The 18,064-nt window shown below is 41.9% G+C and carries 12 protein-coding genes, 14 tRNA genes and 2 rRNA genes; all 28 read left to right on the forward strand.

Annotated elements, in window-relative coordinates; all coding sequences use genetic code 11:
* The first annotated feature begins 131 nt into the window (after nt 1-131).
* The 28 genes from rrf (BHU72_RS10460) (at nt 132) to BHU72_RS10595 (ending at nt 17,850) form a co-directional block, all read left to right on the forward strand.
* Nucleotides 132-248 (forward strand): 5S ribosomal RNA (gene rrf / locus BHU72_RS10460).
* Between the two features lie 13 nt (nt 249-261).
* Nucleotides 262-336 (forward strand) — tRNA-Asn (locus tag BHU72_RS10465).
* Between the two features lies 1 nt (nt 337).
* Nucleotides 338-413: transfer RNA gene (locus BHU72_RS10470), tRNA-Thr, on the forward strand.
* Between the two features lie 15 nt (nt 414-428).
* Nucleotides 429-503, forward strand: a tRNA-Glu gene (locus tag BHU72_RS10475).
* A 14-nt stretch (nt 504-517) separates the two neighbouring features.
* A tRNA-Val gene (locus tag BHU72_RS10480) sits at nt 518-593 on the forward strand.
* Nucleotides 594-598: 5 nt separating this feature from the next.
* Nucleotides 599-674, forward strand: a tRNA-Thr gene (locus BHU72_RS10485).
* A 5-nt stretch (nt 675-679) separates the two neighbouring features.
* A tRNA-Tyr gene (locus BHU72_RS10490) sits at nt 680-765 on the forward strand.
* A 36-nt stretch (nt 766-801) separates the two neighbouring features.
* Nucleotides 802-876 (forward strand) — tRNA-Gln (locus BHU72_RS10495).
* A 4-nt stretch (nt 877-880) separates the two neighbouring features.
* Nucleotides 881-956 (forward strand) — tRNA-Lys (locus BHU72_RS10500).
* A 22-nt stretch (nt 957-978) separates the two neighbouring features.
* Nucleotides 979-1,061: transfer RNA gene (locus tag BHU72_RS10505), tRNA-Leu, on the forward strand.
* A 78-nt stretch (nt 1,062-1,139) separates the two neighbouring features.
* Nucleotides 1,140-1,214 (forward strand) — tRNA-Gly (locus tag BHU72_RS10510).
* A gap of 4 nt (nt 1,215-1,218) precedes the next feature.
* Nucleotides 1,219-1,335, forward strand: a 5S ribosomal RNA gene (gene rrf, locus BHU72_RS10515).
* Between the two features lie 4 nt (nt 1,336-1,339).
* A tRNA-Arg gene (locus tag BHU72_RS10520) sits at nt 1,340-1,416 on the forward strand.
* A gap of 101 nt (nt 1,417-1,517) precedes the next feature.
* Nucleotides 1,518-1,594: transfer RNA gene (locus tag BHU72_RS10525), tRNA-Pro, on the forward strand.
* A gap of 14 nt (nt 1,595-1,608) precedes the next feature.
* Nucleotides 1,609-1,682 (forward strand) — tRNA-Gly (locus BHU72_RS10530).
* Between the two features lie 3 nt (nt 1,683-1,685).
* Nucleotides 1,686-1,761 (forward strand) — tRNA-Ala (locus BHU72_RS10535).
* Between the two features lie 504 nt (nt 1,762-2,265).
* Nucleotides 2,266-3,804 (forward strand): helix-turn-helix domain-containing protein, encoded by a 1,539-nt coding sequence (locus BHU72_RS10540; protein ID WP_069702586.1) that lies wholly within the window; start codon nt 2,266-2,268, stop codon nt 3,802-3,804.
* Nucleotides 3,805-3,809: 5 nt separating this feature from the next.
* Entirely contained in the window at nt 3,810-4,478 is a 669-nt protein-coding gene (locus BHU72_RS10545; protein ID WP_069702587.1) for an HD domain-containing protein, read from the forward strand.
* A gap of 404 nt (nt 4,479-4,882) precedes the next feature.
* Nucleotides 4,883-6,067: a ferredoxin-like domain-containing protein gene (locus BHU72_RS10550; protein WP_069702588.1), complete on the forward strand. Its 1,185-nt coding sequence runs from the start codon at nt 4,883-4,885 to the stop codon at nt 6,065-6,067.
* Between the two features lie 53 nt (nt 6,068-6,120).
* Nucleotides 6,121-7,857 carry an adenylyl-sulfate reductase subunit alpha gene (locus BHU72_RS10555; protein ID WP_083248398.1) on the forward strand — a complete coding sequence of 579 codons (1,737 nt, stop codon included), beginning with the start codon at nt 6,121-6,123 and terminating at the stop codon, nt 7,855-7,857.
* Between the two features lie 10 nt (nt 7,858-7,867).
* Entirely contained in the window at nt 7,868-8,188 is a 321-nt protein-coding gene (locus tag BHU72_RS10560; RefSeq protein ID WP_069702590.1) for a 4Fe-4S dicluster domain-containing protein, read from the forward strand.
* A gap of 14 nt (nt 8,189-8,202) precedes the next feature.
* Nucleotides 8,203-9,357: a sulfate adenylyltransferase gene (sat, locus tag BHU72_RS10565; protein ID WP_069702591.1), complete on the forward strand. Its 1,155-nt coding sequence runs from the start codon at nt 8,203-8,205 to the stop codon at nt 9,355-9,357.
* A gap of 143 nt (nt 9,358-9,500) precedes the next feature.
* Nucleotides 9,501-10,316 (forward strand): diadenylate cyclase CdaA, encoded by an 816-nt coding sequence (gene cdaA, locus BHU72_RS10570; RefSeq protein WP_245671892.1) that lies wholly within the window; start codon nt 9,501-9,503, stop codon nt 10,314-10,316.
* Nucleotides 10,309-11,502, forward strand: coding sequence for a CdaR family protein (locus tag BHU72_RS10575; protein ID WP_069702592.1), 1,194 nt, complete (start codon nt 10,309-10,311; stop codon nt 11,500-11,502). The genes cdaA and BHU72_RS10575 overlap by 8 nt, the downstream gene beginning before the upstream one ends.
* 11 nt (nt 11,503-11,513) lie before the next feature.
* On the forward strand, nt 11,514-13,154 hold the full coding sequence (locus BHU72_RS10580; protein WP_069702593.1) for an NAD(P)/FAD-dependent oxidoreductase: 1,641 nt from the start codon (nt 11,514-11,516) through the stop codon (nt 13,152-13,154).
* A gap of 213 nt (nt 13,155-13,367) precedes the next feature.
* Nucleotides 13,368-14,714, forward strand: coding sequence for a phosphoglucosamine mutase (gene glmM / locus BHU72_RS10585; RefSeq protein WP_069702594.1), 1,347 nt, complete (start codon nt 13,368-13,370; stop codon nt 14,712-14,714).
* A gap of 295 nt (nt 14,715-15,009) precedes the next feature.
* Nucleotides 15,010-16,278, forward strand: coding sequence for an L-lactate MFS transporter (locus BHU72_RS10590; RefSeq protein WP_069702595.1), 1,269 nt, complete (start codon nt 15,010-15,012; stop codon nt 16,276-16,278).
* 318 nt (nt 16,279-16,596) lie between these two features.
* Nucleotides 16,597-17,850, forward strand: a complete 1,254-nt coding sequence (locus tag BHU72_RS10595; protein ID WP_069702596.1) for a cell wall-binding repeat-containing protein — start codon at nt 16,597-16,599, stop codon at nt 17,848-17,850.
* Nucleotides 17,851-18,064 lie beyond the last annotated feature (214 nt).

The following is an 18,064-nucleotide window of genomic DNA, read 5'->3' on the forward strand; positions in this document are numbered from 1 at the left end:
ATAGTGATATGTTAAGCGGACAGATACTAATCGGTCGAGGGCTTAACCAAAAGGGTTAACCCAAAAACGCACACAGAGTAAGACAAAAAATGTTTCGATGTCGATAGTAGGTTTTAGCGTGTAGTTGAATGTCTGGTGGCGATAGCGGAGGGGACACACCCGTTCCCATACCGAACACGATCGTTAAGCCCTCCAGCGCCAATGGTACTTAGGACGTAGGTCCTTGGGAGAGTAGGACGTTGCCAGGCAATCATGCAGTATTCCTTCGTAGCTCAACGGTGGAGCAACCGGCTGTTAACCGGTAGGTTGTAGGTTCGAGTCCTACCGAAGGAGCCATGCTCGTATAGCTCAGTCGGTAGAGCGCATCCATGGTAAGGATGAGGTCATCGGTTCAATCCCGGTTACGAGCTCCAGAAGGCTGCTAAATTGGCCCGTTGGTCAAGCGGTTAAGACACCGCCCTTTCACGGCGGTAACAGGGGTTCGATTCCCCTACGGGTCACCATTAATATTATATGTGGACGGTTAGCTCAGCTGGGAGAGCACCTGCCTTACAAGCAGGGGGTCGGCGGTTCGATCCCGTCACCGTCCACCATCCGTGCCGATGTAGCTCAATTGGTAGAGCAACTGACTTGTAATCAGTAGGTTGGGGGTTCAAGTCCTCTCGTCGGCACCAAAATTGGATAGATGCCCGAGTCGGCCAAAGGGAGCAGACTGTAAATCTGCCGGCACTGCCTTCGTAGGTTCGAATCCTACTCTATCCACCATATTTATGGATTGTGAACATGAAAGTGTTCCAATATTGGGAAGTCGCCAAGCGGTAAGGCACCAGACTTTGACTCTGGCATTCGTAGGTTCGATCCCTGCCTTCCCAGCCATGATGAGCCATTAGCTCAGTCGGTAGAGCACCTGACTTTTAATCAGGGTGTCGCTGGTTCGAGTCCAGCATGGCTCACCATTTTAATTTTATTAGTAAACCTGCGGGTGTGGCGGAATTGGCAGACGCACTAGACTTAGGATCTAGCGGGCAACCGTGGGGGTTCAAGTCCCTCCACCCGCACCACTAATAAATCCTATTGCATTAGACAAGCAATAGCAGTAAAATAGAAGAAGTGAAATTTAATAGTAACACATAACATTTGCGGAAGTGGCTCAGTGGTAGAGTATCGCCTTGCCAAGGCGAGGGTCGCGGGTTCGAATCCCGTCTTCCGCTCCAAATGTCTGGTGGCGATAGCGGAGGGGACACACCCGTTCCCATACCGAACACGATCGTTAAGCCCTCCAGCGCCAATGGTACTTAGGACGTCGGTCCTTGGGAGAGTAGGACGTTGCCAGGCATATGTGCCCTTAGCTCAGCTGGATAGAGCGTTTGACTACGAATCAAAAGGTCGGGAGTTCGAATCTCTCAGGGCACGCCATTTTCTTCTATTAACTATTCTTCGATATAAGATTCGAAGGAAAACACACTAACTAACGGTTCTGTGAGGCGAATAAAGATCTCTTGTGGGACCGATTTAACCGGGGTATAGCTCAGTTTGGTAGAGTGCTTGGCTTGGGACCAAGAGGCCGGGGGTTCAAATCCCTCTGCCCCGACCATGTAAGTTTATTATGCGGGTGTAGTTCAATGGTAGAACACTAGCCTTCCAAGCTAGATGCGTGGGTTCGATTCCCATCACCCGCTCCATATGGGGCTATAGCTCAGCTGGGAGAGCGCCTGCCTTGCACGCAGGAGGTCAGCGGTTCGATCCCGCTTGGCTCCACCACAAAAACCTTGTACTAAGTACAAGGTTTTTTATATTAATTATGCTATCAATTTTAACTTGTCTTTTGTCAATAGTTGGGTGGGCATTCACGAATACATGCTCTCTGTTATGTTAATCAATACTGTATTAGGGGCTTTAGAATTATAGATCCATTTAGGAATGTAGTAAGCTCTATACTAACAATTGAACTTATAATGCATCTTTGAAGTTATACTTTATGTCCAGAGTAAGGTGGATAGCATAAATAGGAATGATTTTACATACATAAGATTGCTTATAAATAAGACTTCTTACCCAATATCGCCAGCAGGAATTTAATAGACAACCGTAGAAATTATATAGGATTATTATATTATAGAGAAGCTAATAGAGAAGGTATAAGTAAAGGTATAAGTAAAGGTATAAGTAAAGGTATAAGTTCTTCAGAACTATTACTAAAATATTGTGTAAGTCATAATCTATAGATAGTTTGTACATAAACCGTTTTATCTGGGGGTATAGATGATGCAGGAGCAAAGCACGAATGAAAATGTTGTGCCATATAGTTTTTTTCAATCTGTGATAGATATACTACCGATTGCTGTAGATATTATAACGCATAACCGTGAATCTGTTTTAACGAATGGGATGTTCCACGAATACTTTTCATGGCTTAAAGAGTATCCTTTTCAAGAACAAGTGGACTATACCTTTCAAAACAAGACACCGTATGAGCTTGAAAACTATGAAATACAGTCAATTTCTGGTGATTTACGCGCCTTTCATTTGCTAGTAGAGCCAATCTTAGAAGGTAATGAGGTACTCGGGGCAATCGTTATTGTCCAGGATGTTACAATGCTCGCTAAGTTTAATCAAGAGAATGAAAAGCTGCAAGCAATGCTGGAGACCACGAAAGCAGAATTAAGAGAATTGAAAATTAAGAAGGCCTCTAATGCAATAAGTGATCAAAGTGTTTCACAACCTACATACTCTGTAAATGAAACTCAAAAAACTAGACATAGCGATTTGAGCGAAGAGGCTGAAGCGAATGTAACCAAGCAAAGGCTAATAGAAACGAATGTACCGTCACTAGACCCTTCTACGGAAAAGGATGAAGGCCTATATTTATCTACTCGGGATAATAATACATGGATTGCCGTACGTGATCTAAAAAAATATCTAAAAGCCTCCGAAAATGCGTATATATATGGAGAGCCAGGTGTTGGAGTTAAAGAGTTACTATATCTGTTATTGACCAAAAGTGTACATAAAAAGCCTATCTGGCATAAAGTAAGTAGTGGAACGGATTTAGATAAAATTCCCTCAAGCCAATTAAATAATGAATATCATTGCATTGAAATTACGAATCTTGACGTATTACAAATCGTAATAAATTTTATTAATGAGAGAAAACAGAAACATGCCCAAAAGCATTGGTTGATTTTCGGTAGCCAGCCGTTAACCAGTGAATACAATGAACGCAATGAACAGATCGCACATATAGATATTCCATCAATCAGACAAAGAAAAGTTGATATTATGCCAATTGTCGATCAATATATCCCTGAAGGCTTTAAGCTTGACGAACAAGTCAAAAGAAAGTTTATCCAGTATAACTGGCCGCAAAATCTACGGGAGATACGTAGTGTAATCCGATATGCCGTTGGTATGTGTGAATATGGGCAAAGAACAATAGAGCTTGAGCACATTCAGCCAATTATCGGTGAACAAGCATCAATACAAATCATTCCTGCAGATCACACGCAAGAGCATCAGATTGGTATAAACAAAAACATTCAAACGGATCACCCAAAGGGAGAAAGTCACGGAAACTCTGAAACGCAGGAATTTACGATGAATTCGACAATAATTAGAATGCTAGAACTATTAGATAAGTCGGATGAGAACATGACTGATATTTTTGAAACGATTGAAAAACAATATATAGAGAAGATGTTAGATAAAGAGCACTTTAATATTTCCCGCACTGCCAATAAGCTTGGAATCAAACGTCAAGCATTGCAATATAAAATGAAGAAATACAACTTGGCATCCGAGGAGTAGACCCCATGGAATTCACTGAGCAATTAATATGTGAGATGAAGTCCTATGTAAAGGAACGGATATTCAATACCTATGCCCAATCGCCAGAGTTAACCGAATGGCAGTCTTTGGGCTATATTGGACAGCCAGATTATCGCTGGCGCCATACCTTGCAAGTAGCGGAGTTTGCACGTGTGATTGCAGAAGATATGAAAGCGAACGGACCCGTATTGGAGGCTGCTAGCATTTTTCATGATGTTTGTCGTTTCTCAAGTACAGAAGAAAATCATGCAGAGGACGGAGCCCGAATTGCGATAGAATTTTTAAGGGGCAGGGGGTTTTCCTCAGAATTCTATCATCATGTGGCAGAAGTGATACGTGATCATACGGGTCGAGGCGGAATCGATCATATCAATAAAGCATCTATAGAATCTAAGATTTTGGTAGAAGCGGATGTACTCGAGAAACTTGGGGCAAAAGGTGTATTTATGCATTTTACGATAGCTGGCAATAAGTTTCAGACACTGGACGAGATGCTGGAGAGTTATGACCATTGGGTGACTAAACGGGCAGTACATGCCGCTAGTTTTTTTTGGACATCGAAAGGAAAAGAACTATTAATTGAGAAGCAACGGTTTCAAGAACAATTTTTACAACAATTTGTTCAGGAATTCTCATGGAATGAACAATCATAATCATAATCAATTGAGAAATAACGATATATGCGTGAAACTATAATGTGGAGAAATCCACATTTTTTTTCGTACATCAGATTTATAAATTTTATCTGATATACATAGCTTTGCATTAGCAACACATCAATAATAAATTATTGTGTTTTTGCGTCAGTGCAACTAAGGCATTCTATTCACCTGAGGTTTGGCGAATGCCAAGTTTTCTTTATTTGTTTTTTTGCTTGACGAATCGACAAAAACATAGTACATTTAAATACATTAAATCATATAAGAATACTATGAATTAAAGTTGAGGCATGAAAATCCGCAACTTAATAAAAAGAACATCAAGCCGAATAACACTTGTAATTTACGGAGATATCTTTTGTAATAGAATCAATATAGAGAATATTGGGGGTAGAGCTATGTTAAAACAACAACGTTTTGTACCAACGGTTGAGGAACTGTTCGGTAAGGCCGTAAAAGAAGAGAACAAATTTCATTGCTGGAGCTGTTCTGGTGAAATTCTTCAAGATTATCTGTATTGCCCTGGTTGTGGTCAAGAAGCACGTTTCTGCCGCACATGTAAGAATCATGTGGCAGAACATGAAAGTTCTTGTTCACGCTGTACGGATGGTTTTAATTGGTCAATTGAAAAGCGGAAACAGATTACGAAAGATACATTTAAAGATTACGTGGAATTTCGTCTGGGTGGAAAATCTGGTTTTTATGACCGTTACCCAGTGCAGGAAGAAAGACGCGACTTATTTAGAGACTATGTCAAGGAACGCGAAGGGAACTTGTGGACAGTCCGTACCCGTGTAGAGCAAGGGAATGTAACAATCGAACAGATGCGCAAAGTTGTCGACCTAGCCGCTCAATATCAGCTTGGTGACTTACACTGGACCGACCGACAGGGCTTACAATTAACCCATGTCGATGGCCGCGTTTTATTTGAAGTAACGCGCCAGTTAGCAGCAGTCGATTTACACTTATCCCCGCGTGGTGGAACGGTTAGAAACACAGTGGCTTGTCCTGCGTTACCGGAGTGCCGAAATGGGTTAATCTATGCTACTGATTTAGCAAAGCGCCTCAATGAACGATACAAAGACGTTACTGGATTACCACATAAGTTTAAGCTATCCGTAGCAGGATGCCCTAATAGCTGTACACGTGCACAAGCCCACGATATTGGGGTTATGGGTACTCAAGTGATCAAGATTAATAAAGACACTTGTACCGGTTGTGGTCATTGCGCCAATGCATGTAAAGAGGATGCCATTCACATCAGCAATGGCAAAGCCAGTATTGACTACTCTAAATGTGTGGATTGCGGCATGTGTAATCGCGCTTGTCCAACAGGTAGCGCAGAAATTGTGAAAGCTGGCGTTAGTGTGTATATCGGAGGGTGTGGAGGACGTCATCCGCAAAACGGAAAACGTCTCCTAAGAAATGCGGATATTGACGAAATCTTTCCTTGGATTGATGCTGTAATTGTAGAGTGGAAAACTTTCGGGGAGAAGCGCTGGCGCTTAGGACGATGGATTGAGTACGTAGGTTGGGAGCAATTTAAGCAAAAAGTAAACGAGCGCGTACAGGCACAAAAATAGGCGAAATTAGTATATATAGTAACGACGATATAGGCGGAGAGGAGTCGCTAAAGTTGAAACATAGCGTACAACATATTAGCACGGATTTATTGATCATTGGCGGAGGCACCGCAGGATGTTTAGCAGCGATCGAAGCAAAGGAACTAAACCCTGACGTGAAAGTTACTATTTTAGAAAAAGCCAACATTGAACGTAGTGGCTGTCTAGCAGCTGGAATGAATGCAATTAACGCGTATTTGAACCCTGGCGAAACGGCAGAAAGTTTTACGAAATATGTGCGGTATGATGCTTGTGGATTGTTACGTGAAGATCTCGTATTATCGCAGGCGAGGGAGTTCGAATATGTAGTGAAAAAGGTAGAATCTTGGGGTCTACCAATTCTAAAAGATGATAAAGGCAATTATCAGCCACGTGGTCGCTGGAACATTAAGATCAACGGAGAGAAACTAAAACCAATTATTGCGAAAAAAGCATTAGATATGGGCGTAGAAGTTATCAATCGTGCGTTTGCAACGAATTATATTACGGAAAATGGAGTTGTAAAAGGTGCGTTCGCAGCAAGTACGAAGAAAGAAGAGTTCTATGTCATTCAAGCGAAAAAGACAATCATAGCAACAGGTGGAGCAGCAGGCATTTACAAGCCGAACAACACAGCAGACTCGCGTCATAAAATTTGGTATTCACCATTTAATGCAGGTGCGGGCTACGCAATGGGAATCCGTGCTGGTGCGGAGATGACATCATTTGAGCATCGCTTTATCGCGCTCCGCACCAAGGATATTATTTCACCAACGGGAACACTGGCGTTAGGTTTTGGTGCTCCACAAGTCAATGCCAATAAAGAGAAGTTCATGCAGACGAAGTTCGCACATGTTGGTGGAGAAGGCGCACCTACACCGTATCGAGTATATGGACCGACTAAGGAAATGAAAGAGGGCCGCGGCCCTTGTTATATGGACACGACACATTTATCGAAAGAGCAGGCGTATGAGCTGAAGAAGTCATTCTTAGATATGTATCCTGATATTGTTCTGTATTGGGCTGCAAACGGCATAGAGCCTGATCAAGAGCCGATTGAATTACAAGGTACGGAGCCATATATTATGGGTGGACATAACCAAGCTGGGTATTGGATTGATCCAGATCGCAAGACTACGCTTGAAGGGCTTTTTGCAGCAGGTGATGTAGCGGGAGGAGCGCCATTCAAGTTCGTCAGTGGATGTTTTGCAGAAGGGGTAATTGCGGCCCGTAAAGCAATCACCGAACTTGGGGAAGTTGAAGCTAATAGCGCCTCTGAAAATCTGGACGTCGATGCGTTAGCAGAGCAAGAAATAGACAGAGTCTTTGGTCCTCTAGAACGCTATGTAGAAGGTCAAACAGGCGTAACTTATGAGGAAATGGAAGGTCGTCTACAAAAGATCATGGATGAGTACGCAGGCGGTGTTAGCAGCTACTATGAAATGTCAGAGCCACGCTTGAAAATTGCCGAAAAACGTCTCAAGCAACTTAGAAGTCAAATCCCGTTTTTAGTAGCAAAAGACACATTTGAACTGATGAATGTGCATGAAGTTATCGACCGCTTAGATGTGGCAGAAGTCCTTGTGCAACACTTACTGCATCGCAAAGAAACAAGATGGCCAGCATACCAGTCACGTACGGATTACCCAGAGAGAAACGATATGCAGTGGTTGAAGTTCGTGAATTCATATCGCAACCAAGAAGGTGAAATACAAATGGTAGAGCGTCCGTACGAACAAATCGTACCTGGCAATCGTTATTTACCAAGGTAGGAGGATTTGTATGTCAGTAGTAGTCAATCTTCACCGTTGTAATGGGTGTAATAAAGCAGTAGAAAGTCGCTGTGAGACCGTTTGTCCTGGAAACCTAATGACACGAAATCAAGAAAATAAAGCATATATCCGCAGTAAACAAGACTGTTGGGACTGCATGGCATGTGTCAAAGCATGTCCACAACAAGCAATCGAGACGAAGCTACCTTATGAGCTTGCAGGTTATGGGGCGAAGCTTACGCCAAAAACTGAGAAGAATCAGATTGTCTGGAACTTAGAATATCCAGATGGTCGTAAAGATATATTTGTGATTCCTACGGAATCTATCTAAAGGAGACGAACGCAATGACAGAACAAATCCTGCCTCATGGTGGCATATTAATCAATAGAATCGCAGAAGATAAAGATGCATTACTTGCGCAGACGGCTCAAGCATTATCAATCCCAATCGATAGTTGGACATTGTCTGATATCGAAATGATTGCAATTGGTGCCTTTAGCCCACTCACTGGATTCATGGGTTCCGTGGACTATCAAAATGTGCTAGCAAGCATGAGACTGGCAAACGGTCTTCCTTGGAGTATTCCAGTAACATTCGCAGTCGATGAGGCTACAGCGAGCCAAATCAATGTTGGCGATGCAGTACGTCTAGTAAACAAAGAAACAAGTGAGATATATGCCATAATGACAGTAGAAGAAGCATATAATTACGATAAGCAAAAAGAGGCAGAACGCGTATATCTAACGACTGATGAGGCGCATCCAGGGGTAAAAAGACTATATGATCGCGGAGAAATCTATCTAGCAGGACCAATTACACTATTGCAATCAAGAGACGATCGACCATTCTCAGATTATTATTTTACACCAGAACAAACGAGAAAAGAATTTGCTGCGCGTGGATGGAAGACGATCGTAGGTTTCCAGACGCGCAATCCAGTTCATAGAGCGCATGAATATATTCAAAAGAGTGCGTTAGAAATCGTTGACGGATTATTCTTAAATCCATTAGTTGGGGATACGAAAGAAGACGATGTTCCTGCTGATATACGAATGGAAAGCTATGAAGTCCTACTGAAAAATTATTATCCATTACATCGTACATTTTTAGGTATCTATCCTGCTGCTATGCGTTATGCAGGTCCGAGGGAAGCTATTTTCCATGCGATCGTGCGCAAAAACTATGGCTGTACACATTTTATTGTCGGCCGTGACCATGCAGGGGTAGGAGACTATTATGGTACCTATGATGCACAATATATATTCTCTCACTACGATAAGGATGAGTTAGAGATCACGCCATTGTTTTTTGAGCATAGCTTCTATTGCAAAAAATGTGAAGGTATGGCGTCGTTCAAAACTTGTCCGCATACGGCAGAAGATCGCTTAACATTAAGCGGGACAAAAGTAAGAGAATTATTAAGAAATGGGCAAAGACCACCACAACAATTCACGCGACCAGAGGTTGCCGATGTGTTAATAAAAGGTCTATCCTCGTAATTTTTCACTATATTCGATAGCTTTTCAGAAATCATTCGTATGCATTGGAAGGATTTTATAATTATTTTGTTGAAATATATTATGAAATCTTCCGTTTTGTGATAGGATTGAAATAAGGATTTATCTGGAAAGCAGGTTGAATTATGGGTGAATACGAAGTGACAGGGATGTTCAATGACTTTAAAGACCTGATCGATATATTTTTGGTCAGTTTTGTCTTATATAAATTAATAGTTCTCATTCGAGGAACAAGGGCCGTTCAGCTACTGCAAGGGGTAATTGTCATTATTTTGGCAACTGCCCTCAGTAGCTATTTTGAGTTTCGGGCATTAAATTGGTTATTAGATAAGACATTGACAACCTTCTTTTTCGCGATTCCGGTGGTATTTCAGCCAGAGCTACGTCGTGCGCTAGAACAGCTTGGTCGCGGTAGCTTTTTTCGCAGTTCGAATCAAGATGAAGGCTTGCTAGCGGAGACAATTAAAGAAATTGTCACATCGTCTACGTCGTTATCCAAGAATAAAATTGGCGGTCTTATTGTAATTGAGGGAGAATCAGGCCTCAATGATTTTACAGAGACGGGTACTGGATTAGGAGCAGAAGTGAGCTCTCAGTTACTGATCAACATATTCATTCCGAATACACCATTACATGACGGCGCTGTTATTATTCGCAAAGATAAGATTCTTGCGGCTGCATGTTACTTGCCACTGAGTGAAAACCCATTCATCAGCAAAGCCTTAGGCACTCGCCATCGTGCTGCGATTGGAATTAGCGAGCAATCAGATGCCCTTTCGATTATCGTTTCAGAGGAAACGGGACAGATTTCAATTGCATTAAATGGTCAATTATATCGTGATTTAGATGAGAAGTCTCTGCAAGAGAGATTAATGAAACACATGGTAACGCCAAAGACGAAGGCACCTTTCTGGTTAAGGAGGATGTCTAAGAATGGATAAATGGCTACAGAGTAATATGTTTGCGAAGATTTTTGCCGTTATGCTAGCTGTTCTCTTATGGCTAGTCGTCAACGCCGATGACGGAACGGTCCAGCCAAGTGTGACTGAGCATGAGTATAAGGTACCGATTACATATCTCTATGATGATACGCAGTTCGCGATCATGGTAGAAACAGAAAACGTAGATATTTTGCTACGGGGACACCCTTTAGACATCCGTAGAGTCTTTCCAGGTTCGCTGAAAGTTGTAGCCGATGCCATGGAATTAGAGCAAGGGACTCATACTCTGCAATTACAGTTAGAAGGAATTCCGACAGGTGTGCAAGCATCAATTCATCCAGCAGAGGTGACGATAGCTCTTGATCGTAAGACAACAGTAGAGATGCCGGTCCAGATTGTTCTACAAGGGGTTGTTGCACCTGGGTTTACCGTTGGTCAACCGATCATCTCTCCGAGCAGAATCTTTGTCACGGGGACAGAGGAGAACTTAGAGAGAATCCAATCGATTACTGCCCAGATTGTAATTCAGGATGCAAGGGCGGCCATAGAACAAACAGTAAGAGTTCGTGCGTTTGATGCACAAGGCAATGAAGTACAAGTAGACATTAACCCAGCGGTGGTCGATGTAACGGTACCAGTCTCAAGTCCATTTAAAGAACTGCCACTGAATTTGCATTACGAAGGTTACCCTGCGCAAGGGTTTAGCGTGAGTCGTGTCTTGCCATCACTCGAAGCGGTTACCATTTTTGGGCCACAGGAAGAAATCGATCGTTATGAGTACTTCCCTGTACCAATAATTTCAATTGAAGGATTATCACAAACGTCAACAGTTGACAAGCAATTGCCGGTCTTAGAAGGAGTCACACAGATTCAGCCGGAATCGATTTCTTTTACTGTGGAAGTCGTCGCGTCAGAAACTAGAAGACTAGAGAACATCCCGATATTGATGAACGGCTTAGGGGATAATATAAACGTCAAAATGGAATTGCAGAATCTTGATGTCTCATTTGAAGCGGCACCAGAGCGTTTGAAAAACCTCAAAAAAGAAGATATTCAAGTCTTCATCGACGTAAGCAATAAGACCTTGGGAGAACATGTGATTCCAATTCAAATTGTTACCCCTAGATTTGTAAAACCATTTGACTTACAGACCAATGAAGTAAAAGTAACGATTGAACGGAGATAGGTGATTGTAGTATGTTGAAAATATCAAATATAAAACTTCCAATAGGGCATGATTCACATGCCCTTCTTCATGCCATCATAAAGGAGTTGAAAGTCAATAAAGAACAAATTCAGCAGTATCAAATATTGAAACGATCACTCGATGCGCGTAAGAAAGATCAATTGCATTTTGTATACCAAGTCGTAGTTACTTGTCAGGATGAACGAAAAATTCTTCAGAACAAACGGTTGAAAAACATAGAACCATATCAAGAAACAACACCGATTTCACTTAATATCGGGGATAAGCCTATGCAACATCGTCCAGTAATAGTTGGGAGCGGCCCAGCGGGACTCATGGCCGGGATTATCCTAGCAGAATACGGATATCGCCCAATCATCCTCGAACGAGGAAAAGATGTAGACCGCCGCGCTAAAGATATTGATGAGTTTTGGCAGACAGGAAAGCTCAATCCAGAGTCGAATATTCAATTCGGTGAAGGTGGCGCGGGGACCTTTTCTGATGGAAAGCTTACGACTAGAATTCGTGACACAAGAATTGATCATGTGTATGATTACTTAATAAAAGCAGGTGCCCCAGAGGAAATTAGTTATATCAATAAACCGCACATCGGAACAGACATCCTTCGTAACGTAGTAAAGAGCCTACGGGATATGGTATTGAATGCCGGAGGGGAAATTCGCTTTGAACATAAAGTAGTAGATATCGAACTTGAGAATCAAAAAGTAGTAGGAGTACATGTACATGCCTCTGACAAGCATGAAACGACATATATAGAGACGAATCACGTGATACTAGCGATTGGTCATAGCGCGAGGGATACATTCCATATGCTGAATGAGAAGAATGTAGCGATGGACCCGAAAAGTCTCGCCATAGGTGTTCGGATTGAACATCCTCAGACAATGGTGAACCAATCGCAGTATGGTGAATATTATGATCATAAAGATCTAGGCGCAGCAGAATACCAGCTCGTCCGTAAGAAAGATGAATCACTAGACCGAACTGTCTACTCTTTTTGCATGTGCCCAGGAGGAATCGTGGTTGCGGCGGCATCAGAGGATGGCGGTGTTGTCACCAACGGTATGAGCTACCATGCGCGGGATCTACAAAACGCCAATTCTGCATTAGTGGTCAACATTGACCCTGAAGACTATGGGTTTCAGCCAGGAAAATCCCCTTTACTTGGGTTAGAATATTTGAGAAAATGGGAAAGGCAAGCCTATGAAGTTGGGGGTCGTAACTTCTTTGCACCGGCCCAGCTTGTTCGTGATTTTTTGGAGGGGCAGCCGACCACAGACTTATCGCAATCAAGCGTAATACCCTCGTATAAACCGGGTGTCACACCCGCTGACCTGCGGGAATGTCTACCTGAGTTCGTAATCGACGCCTTGAAACAAGCAATCCGTGATTTTGGTAAACGAATGCCTGGTTTCGATTTTGGCGATGCAATATTGACGGGGATAGAAACTCGAACGTCTTCGCCATTGCGTATTCACCGTAAGGAATCGGGAGAGTCAATCAATACTGCGGGATTGTACCCCACAGGGGAAGGTGCTGGATACGCTGGTGGAATCATAAGTGCGGCCGTAGACGGTTTGAAAATAGCAGAATCAATGATCCAGTCTTACTCGAACCAATCGTTTCAATAATGGAACCCAAATAGTCAAGATGGATAATGGGACTTCGGCAACACTAGGGAAATAAAGAACGTTAGATACATGTATTGGTGTAGAGCAATAAATGCAAAATATAATTCTCGGAAAATGTAGGATAGTGTTCGGATAAGTAGGATGGGATTCGGTGAAATGTAAGGTATAATTTGGAATAAGTAGGTTAGATTTTAGAAAGTAGTAGGTGACAATATGGGAGTATTTTTTGGAACAGATGGAATCCGCGGCGTTGCGAATCAAGAACTGACACCTGAGCTAGCATTTCGTTTGGGAAAAGCTGCAGGTCATGTATTATGCAAAGAAGCTAAAGGGTGTAGCATCATTATCGGCAAAGATTCTAGGCTTTCAAGTGATATGTTGGAAAATGCATTAGCATCAGGACTGATGTCTGTAGGTGTTAACATATTAAAGCTGGGACTTGTACCTACACCCGCAGTATCATTTTTAGTGCAACATTATCAGGCATTGGCTGGGGCGATGATTAGTGCATCACATAACCCGTATCCAGACAATGGCATTAAGCTGTTTAATCACTTAGGACTTAAACTCTCAGAAGCGCTAGAGGAATCCATCGAACAATACTTAATCGACGATGCATTGTATCAACAGATTCCGCGTCAGACCCATGATAAGATTGGCAAATGCAGATACATCCACGATGGAGTAGACATCTACGCTAACCATCTAAAGTCGACAGTTAGTAGCTCGTTTGCAGGTATGAAAATTGTCTTAGATTGCGCCAATGGATCTGCCAGTGAGCTAGCACCGAAGATATTTGCTGCACTCGGTGCAGAGATTATCTGTCTATTTAATCAACCGACTGGCATTAACATTAACGCAGATTGTGGGTCTACCCATATTCAAGAATTGAAGAACAGTGTGTTTGAAGTACAAGCTGACATAGGATTCGCGTTTGATGGGGATGCTGATCGCTTAATCGCGGTCGATTCTTTAGGGAATATAGTGGATGGCGACTATATCTTAGCGATTTGCGGCAAAGATATGAAGGAACGCGGAAAGCTTGTAGATAACACAGTAGTTACTACAGTAATGGCGAACATGGGCTTGTTCGTGGCAGTAGAGGAGCTACAAATCCGTACTGACCAAACCAAAGTCGGTGACAAATATGTGCTAGAAGCAATGATACAACATGGATATACTTTAGGTGGAGAACAGTCAGGGCATATTATATTCCTTGAATATGGTAAAACAGGCGATGGGATTTTAACGGCATTACAGATTGCTGATTTAGTCGTACGTAAGAAGAAGCCGTTACATGAGTTGTGCCAAGTTATGCGCAAGTACCCGCAATTGTTAGTGAACATTCGTGTCAATGATAAGGATGCATTACACACCAACCCTGCAATTAAAGAAGCGATTGTTAAGAATGAGCAAAAGCTAGGGAATAGCGGACGCGTGTTAGTCCGTCCGTCGGGTACAGAACCTTTAGTAAGGGTTATGGCGGAAGGTCCAGATGAAGAACAGTTGCTATTGATTGTCAATGAAATTGTAGATGTAATTAAGAAAGAATTAGTATAGGGCGAAATAAGAGCAACTAGAGTTCAGGTGTAGTAAAAGCTCTGTCTGAACTAAGTTTCTTTAGAATATGTGATAAGAAAACCAGGTTATTATGGTGCAAGATACGCCATTGATACCCGGTTTTTTGCATTTCATACATTGATTTCTACCATTCGGACAATTTTTATCACAAAGTGCGGGAATTATCGTATTGTTATAATACAGAAACAAAATAATATTAAGTGTTCCAATGAAAAATTAAAAATATAAGGGTACAAACAAATAAATATAGCACATTTTAGAAGGAGACAACACGATGAAAACGAATAAAAATAGATGGCTCATCGCATTTTCAGCTATCTCAATTCACCTCTCTATTGGCGCAGCATACGCATACAGTGTATATAAGATTCCTATCCATGATAGTTTGGGCTGGAGTATGACTGAAATTACCCTTGCTTTTACGCTTATGATGGCACTTGCTGGATTATCTGCTGCTTTTTTTGGTAGTTTTGTAGAAAATATGGGCCCACGGAAGTCGACTATTACAGCTGCCGTGCTATTTAGCATTGGACAAGCAGGTGCTGGAGTCTCAATTGCAGTGGATTCACTGGCACTTTTTATCCTCACTTATGGTCTACTCAGTGGCCTTGGTTTAGGGATTGGCTATATTGCTCCTGTATCTACGCTAGTGAAATGGTTTCCAGATCGTAGAGGATTTGCGACGGGAATGGCAGTTTTAGGATTTGGGGCTGGGGCACTTTTAACAGCACCAGTAGCTGCAAAGTTGATATTGGCAGTGGGTATCTCGAATACATTTTACATTCTTGGTGCTAGTTATTTTGTAATTATGATCTTGGGTGCTTCTTACATAGCACCTCCACCAGAAGGGTGGATGCCGAAGGGAATGCAGGACGCTATCGCATCTGGAAGAAGAGCAAAAATAGCAGATTTAGCACAATTAACGCAAAGAGAAGCAGTTCGAACCAAACGTTTTTGGATGTTATGGGCTATGATGCTTGTTAACACCTCTGCCGGGATTATGATGATTTCTGTAGCTTCCCCAATGGCTCAAGAAGTTGTTGGATTATCTGCTGTAGCAGCAGGAACAATGGTTGGATTTATGGGCCTCTTTAATGGGGGAGGTAGACTCCTGTGGGCGACCATCTCTGACTATATTGGACGACGTCACATATACATGATATTCTTTGTGTTACAAATTTTAGCGTTTATCACGCTTACGATGACAACAAATGCGATTTTGTTCCAGCTGCTTATATTGATTGTTGTGAGCTGTTATGGTGGCGGGTTTTCCAACCTACCTGCTTTTATTGCAGATATGTTTGGCGTAAAAAGGCTAGGTGCTATTCATGGCTATCTGCTAACAACATGGTCTATGGGAGGAATTCTAGGACCGCTATTAGTGTCAATTATTAAGGAGCAAACGGGTAGTTACCTTCCTGTATTCTATCTTTTTACCGCCTTGATGTGTGTGTCACTCATGATTTCTATCTTTCTTAAAGCCGACATTAAGAAACTGGAAGCAGCAAATAAAGAAAAGCAATTGCTTGCAAATGCTGCCTAGAAAAGGCGACTGGATTTTAAAGGCGTTACAAATCGCAGATAATTTTAATTTATCCATAATTATCGTCAATGAAATTGTCGATGTAGTGAATTAGAAATTAGCGAAGCATAATAGTAATATGAAATACAAATCATAAGACAAGCTAAAGCAGCGAATTAGATTATCTTGCTGCTTTTTTTAATTCTGAAAAATAAACGTATAGTTAAATTTCTTGCTTGTAATATTTTGACACTCAATAAACTTAGTAATACTATGTATTTACAGGGATTTTTAAAGCAATATAAATGCATATGAATAATTGTTAAGGAGGATTTGAAAATGAATAAACAATGGAAGAAAACGAATGTTTTAGCTAAGATGTGTATTGTTGGGTTACTTGTCAGTTTGCTATTTGTAGGCTGTGCTCCAAGACATAATACGGACCATCAACCAGACCCAGAATCAGTATTCTCAGAAGAAACAATGTACATAGCAACTAAGAACACATCTAGAATTGTGGGTTCCAGTGCTGAAGAAATATCGATCTCTACGTCAAGAATGATATGGCCTTCTACGAATACAGGAACAAGACCGAATGTTGTACTGGTAGCCCCAGTGGAGAGTTGGCAGGCACAACTGATAGCTTTGAACTTGGTTCATCATCCAAGTGATGGTCCGCTTCTAGTCACGAGTCAGTCAGATATATCGGATTCAATTATGAATGAGCTAATGAGACTCAATCCATTAGGAGCCGAAGATGGCACACAAGTAATTGCGGTAGGCATGGAAGACACTGCAGTTGAACTACTTGCTGGACATTTTCAGGTGTACACAATAAATGCTGATAATATTTTTGGACTTGCTAGAGAAATTGATACATATTACGCTGAGATAAGCGGAGAGTTACCGCTGTCCGTAATCATATCGACGGCAGAAAATGCAGCGTACGCATTGCCGGCAGGAGCTTGGATATCCCACATGCCAGAACCACTATTATATGTGACGCAAGCAGACGTCCCAGGGGAAACGCGTGAAGCGTTAGAAAAACGCCAAGGGAAAGCAAACATATATCTATTAGGTCCTGAAGATGCAATCAACCCTACTGTAGAGGATGTTCTTCGACAATACGGAAGTGTTGTTAGGATAGCAGGGGATAATCCAATCACCAATTCTATAAAATTCGCACAATACTATGACCAACAAACAGGTTTTGGCTGGAATATATCGAAACCAGGACATGGTATAATCTTAGCAAATAGTCAATTTTCACAAGAATCAATTGCTGCATCAGCACTCGCTCATCGTGGAAAACATGCTCCGATGCTGCTGACGGAAGCTGGTCAGGCACCTAAACAATTGTCAGCGTATCTAGGAGAATTGAAACCTTTGTTTCAACAGACACCAACAGAAGGACCGTATAACCACCTTTACATTGTGGGATTGACAAATTGGATTAGCTGGGAGCAACAAGGCGACTTAGATCATCTCGTTGAAATAGAATCAGCTGATGGGGAAGGCCATGGAGCCCATGGTAATAGAGAAAATCAAAACACAAATCAGCATCCGATGAATAATGGAACAATGAATCATTAATGACCAGAAATAGTACTATTGCACAAAAAGCAAAAATGCGGCATACTGTAATGTATGCCGTTTTATATTGCTAGTAGATTTTTATGTATGTCAATAGCGCCAGGACTGAATATTCAGTTGACGAGGTGAAGGTGATCGAACAATTCGGCGGATGCCTTCCAGTATTAGCCTATGCTGCAAGAGATGAACGAAAAACATTGGGCGACCAGTGGAT

The organism is Desulfuribacillus stibiiarsenatis (genome assembly GCF_001742305.1).
GTDB classification, from domain to species: domain Bacteria; phylum Bacillota; class Bacilli; order Desulfuribacillales; family Desulfuribacillaceae; genus Desulfuribacillus_A; species Desulfuribacillus_A stibiiarsenatis.

Bases quoted from the DNA above. Each gene is read 5' to 3' on its own strand.
- BHU72_RS10540 (WP_069702586.1), top strand. From the start codon at position 2,266: ATGCAGGAGCAAAGCACGAATGAAAATGTTGTGCCATATAGTTTTTTT.
- BHU72_RS10545 (WP_069702587.1), top strand. From the start codon at position 3,810: ATGGAATTCACTGAGCAATTAATATGTGAGATGAAGTCCTATGTAAAG.
- BHU72_RS10550 (WP_069702588.1), top strand. From the start codon at position 4,883: ATGTTAAAACAACAACGTTTTGTACCAACGGTTGAGGAACTGTTCGGT.
- BHU72_RS10560 (WP_069702590.1), top strand. From the start codon at position 7,868: ATGTCAGTAGTAGTCAATCTTCACCGTTGTAATGGGTGTAATAAAGCA.
- sat (WP_069702591.1), top strand. From the start codon at position 8,203: ATGACAGAACAAATCCTGCCTCATGGTGGCATATTAATCAATAGAATC.
- cdaA (WP_245671892.1), top strand. From the start codon at position 9,501: ATGGGTGAATACGAAGTGACAGGGATGTTCAATGACTTTAAAGACCTG.
- BHU72_RS10575 (WP_069702592.1), top strand. From the start codon at position 10,309: ATGGATAAATGGCTACAGAGTAATATGTTTGCGAAGATTTTTGCCGTT.
- BHU72_RS10580 (WP_069702593.1), top strand. From the start codon at position 11,514: ATGTTGAAAATATCAAATATAAAACTTCCAATAGGGCATGATTCACAT.
- glmM (WP_069702594.1), top strand. From the start codon at position 13,368: ATGGGAGTATTTTTTGGAACAGATGGAATCCGCGGCGTTGCGAATCAA.
- BHU72_RS10590 (WP_069702595.1), top strand. From the start codon at position 15,010: ATGAAAACGAATAAAAATAGATGGCTCATCGCATTTTCAGCTATCTCA.
- BHU72_RS10595 (WP_069702596.1), top strand. From the start codon at position 16,597: ATGAATAAACAATGGAAGAAAACGAATGTTTTAGCTAAGATGTGTATT.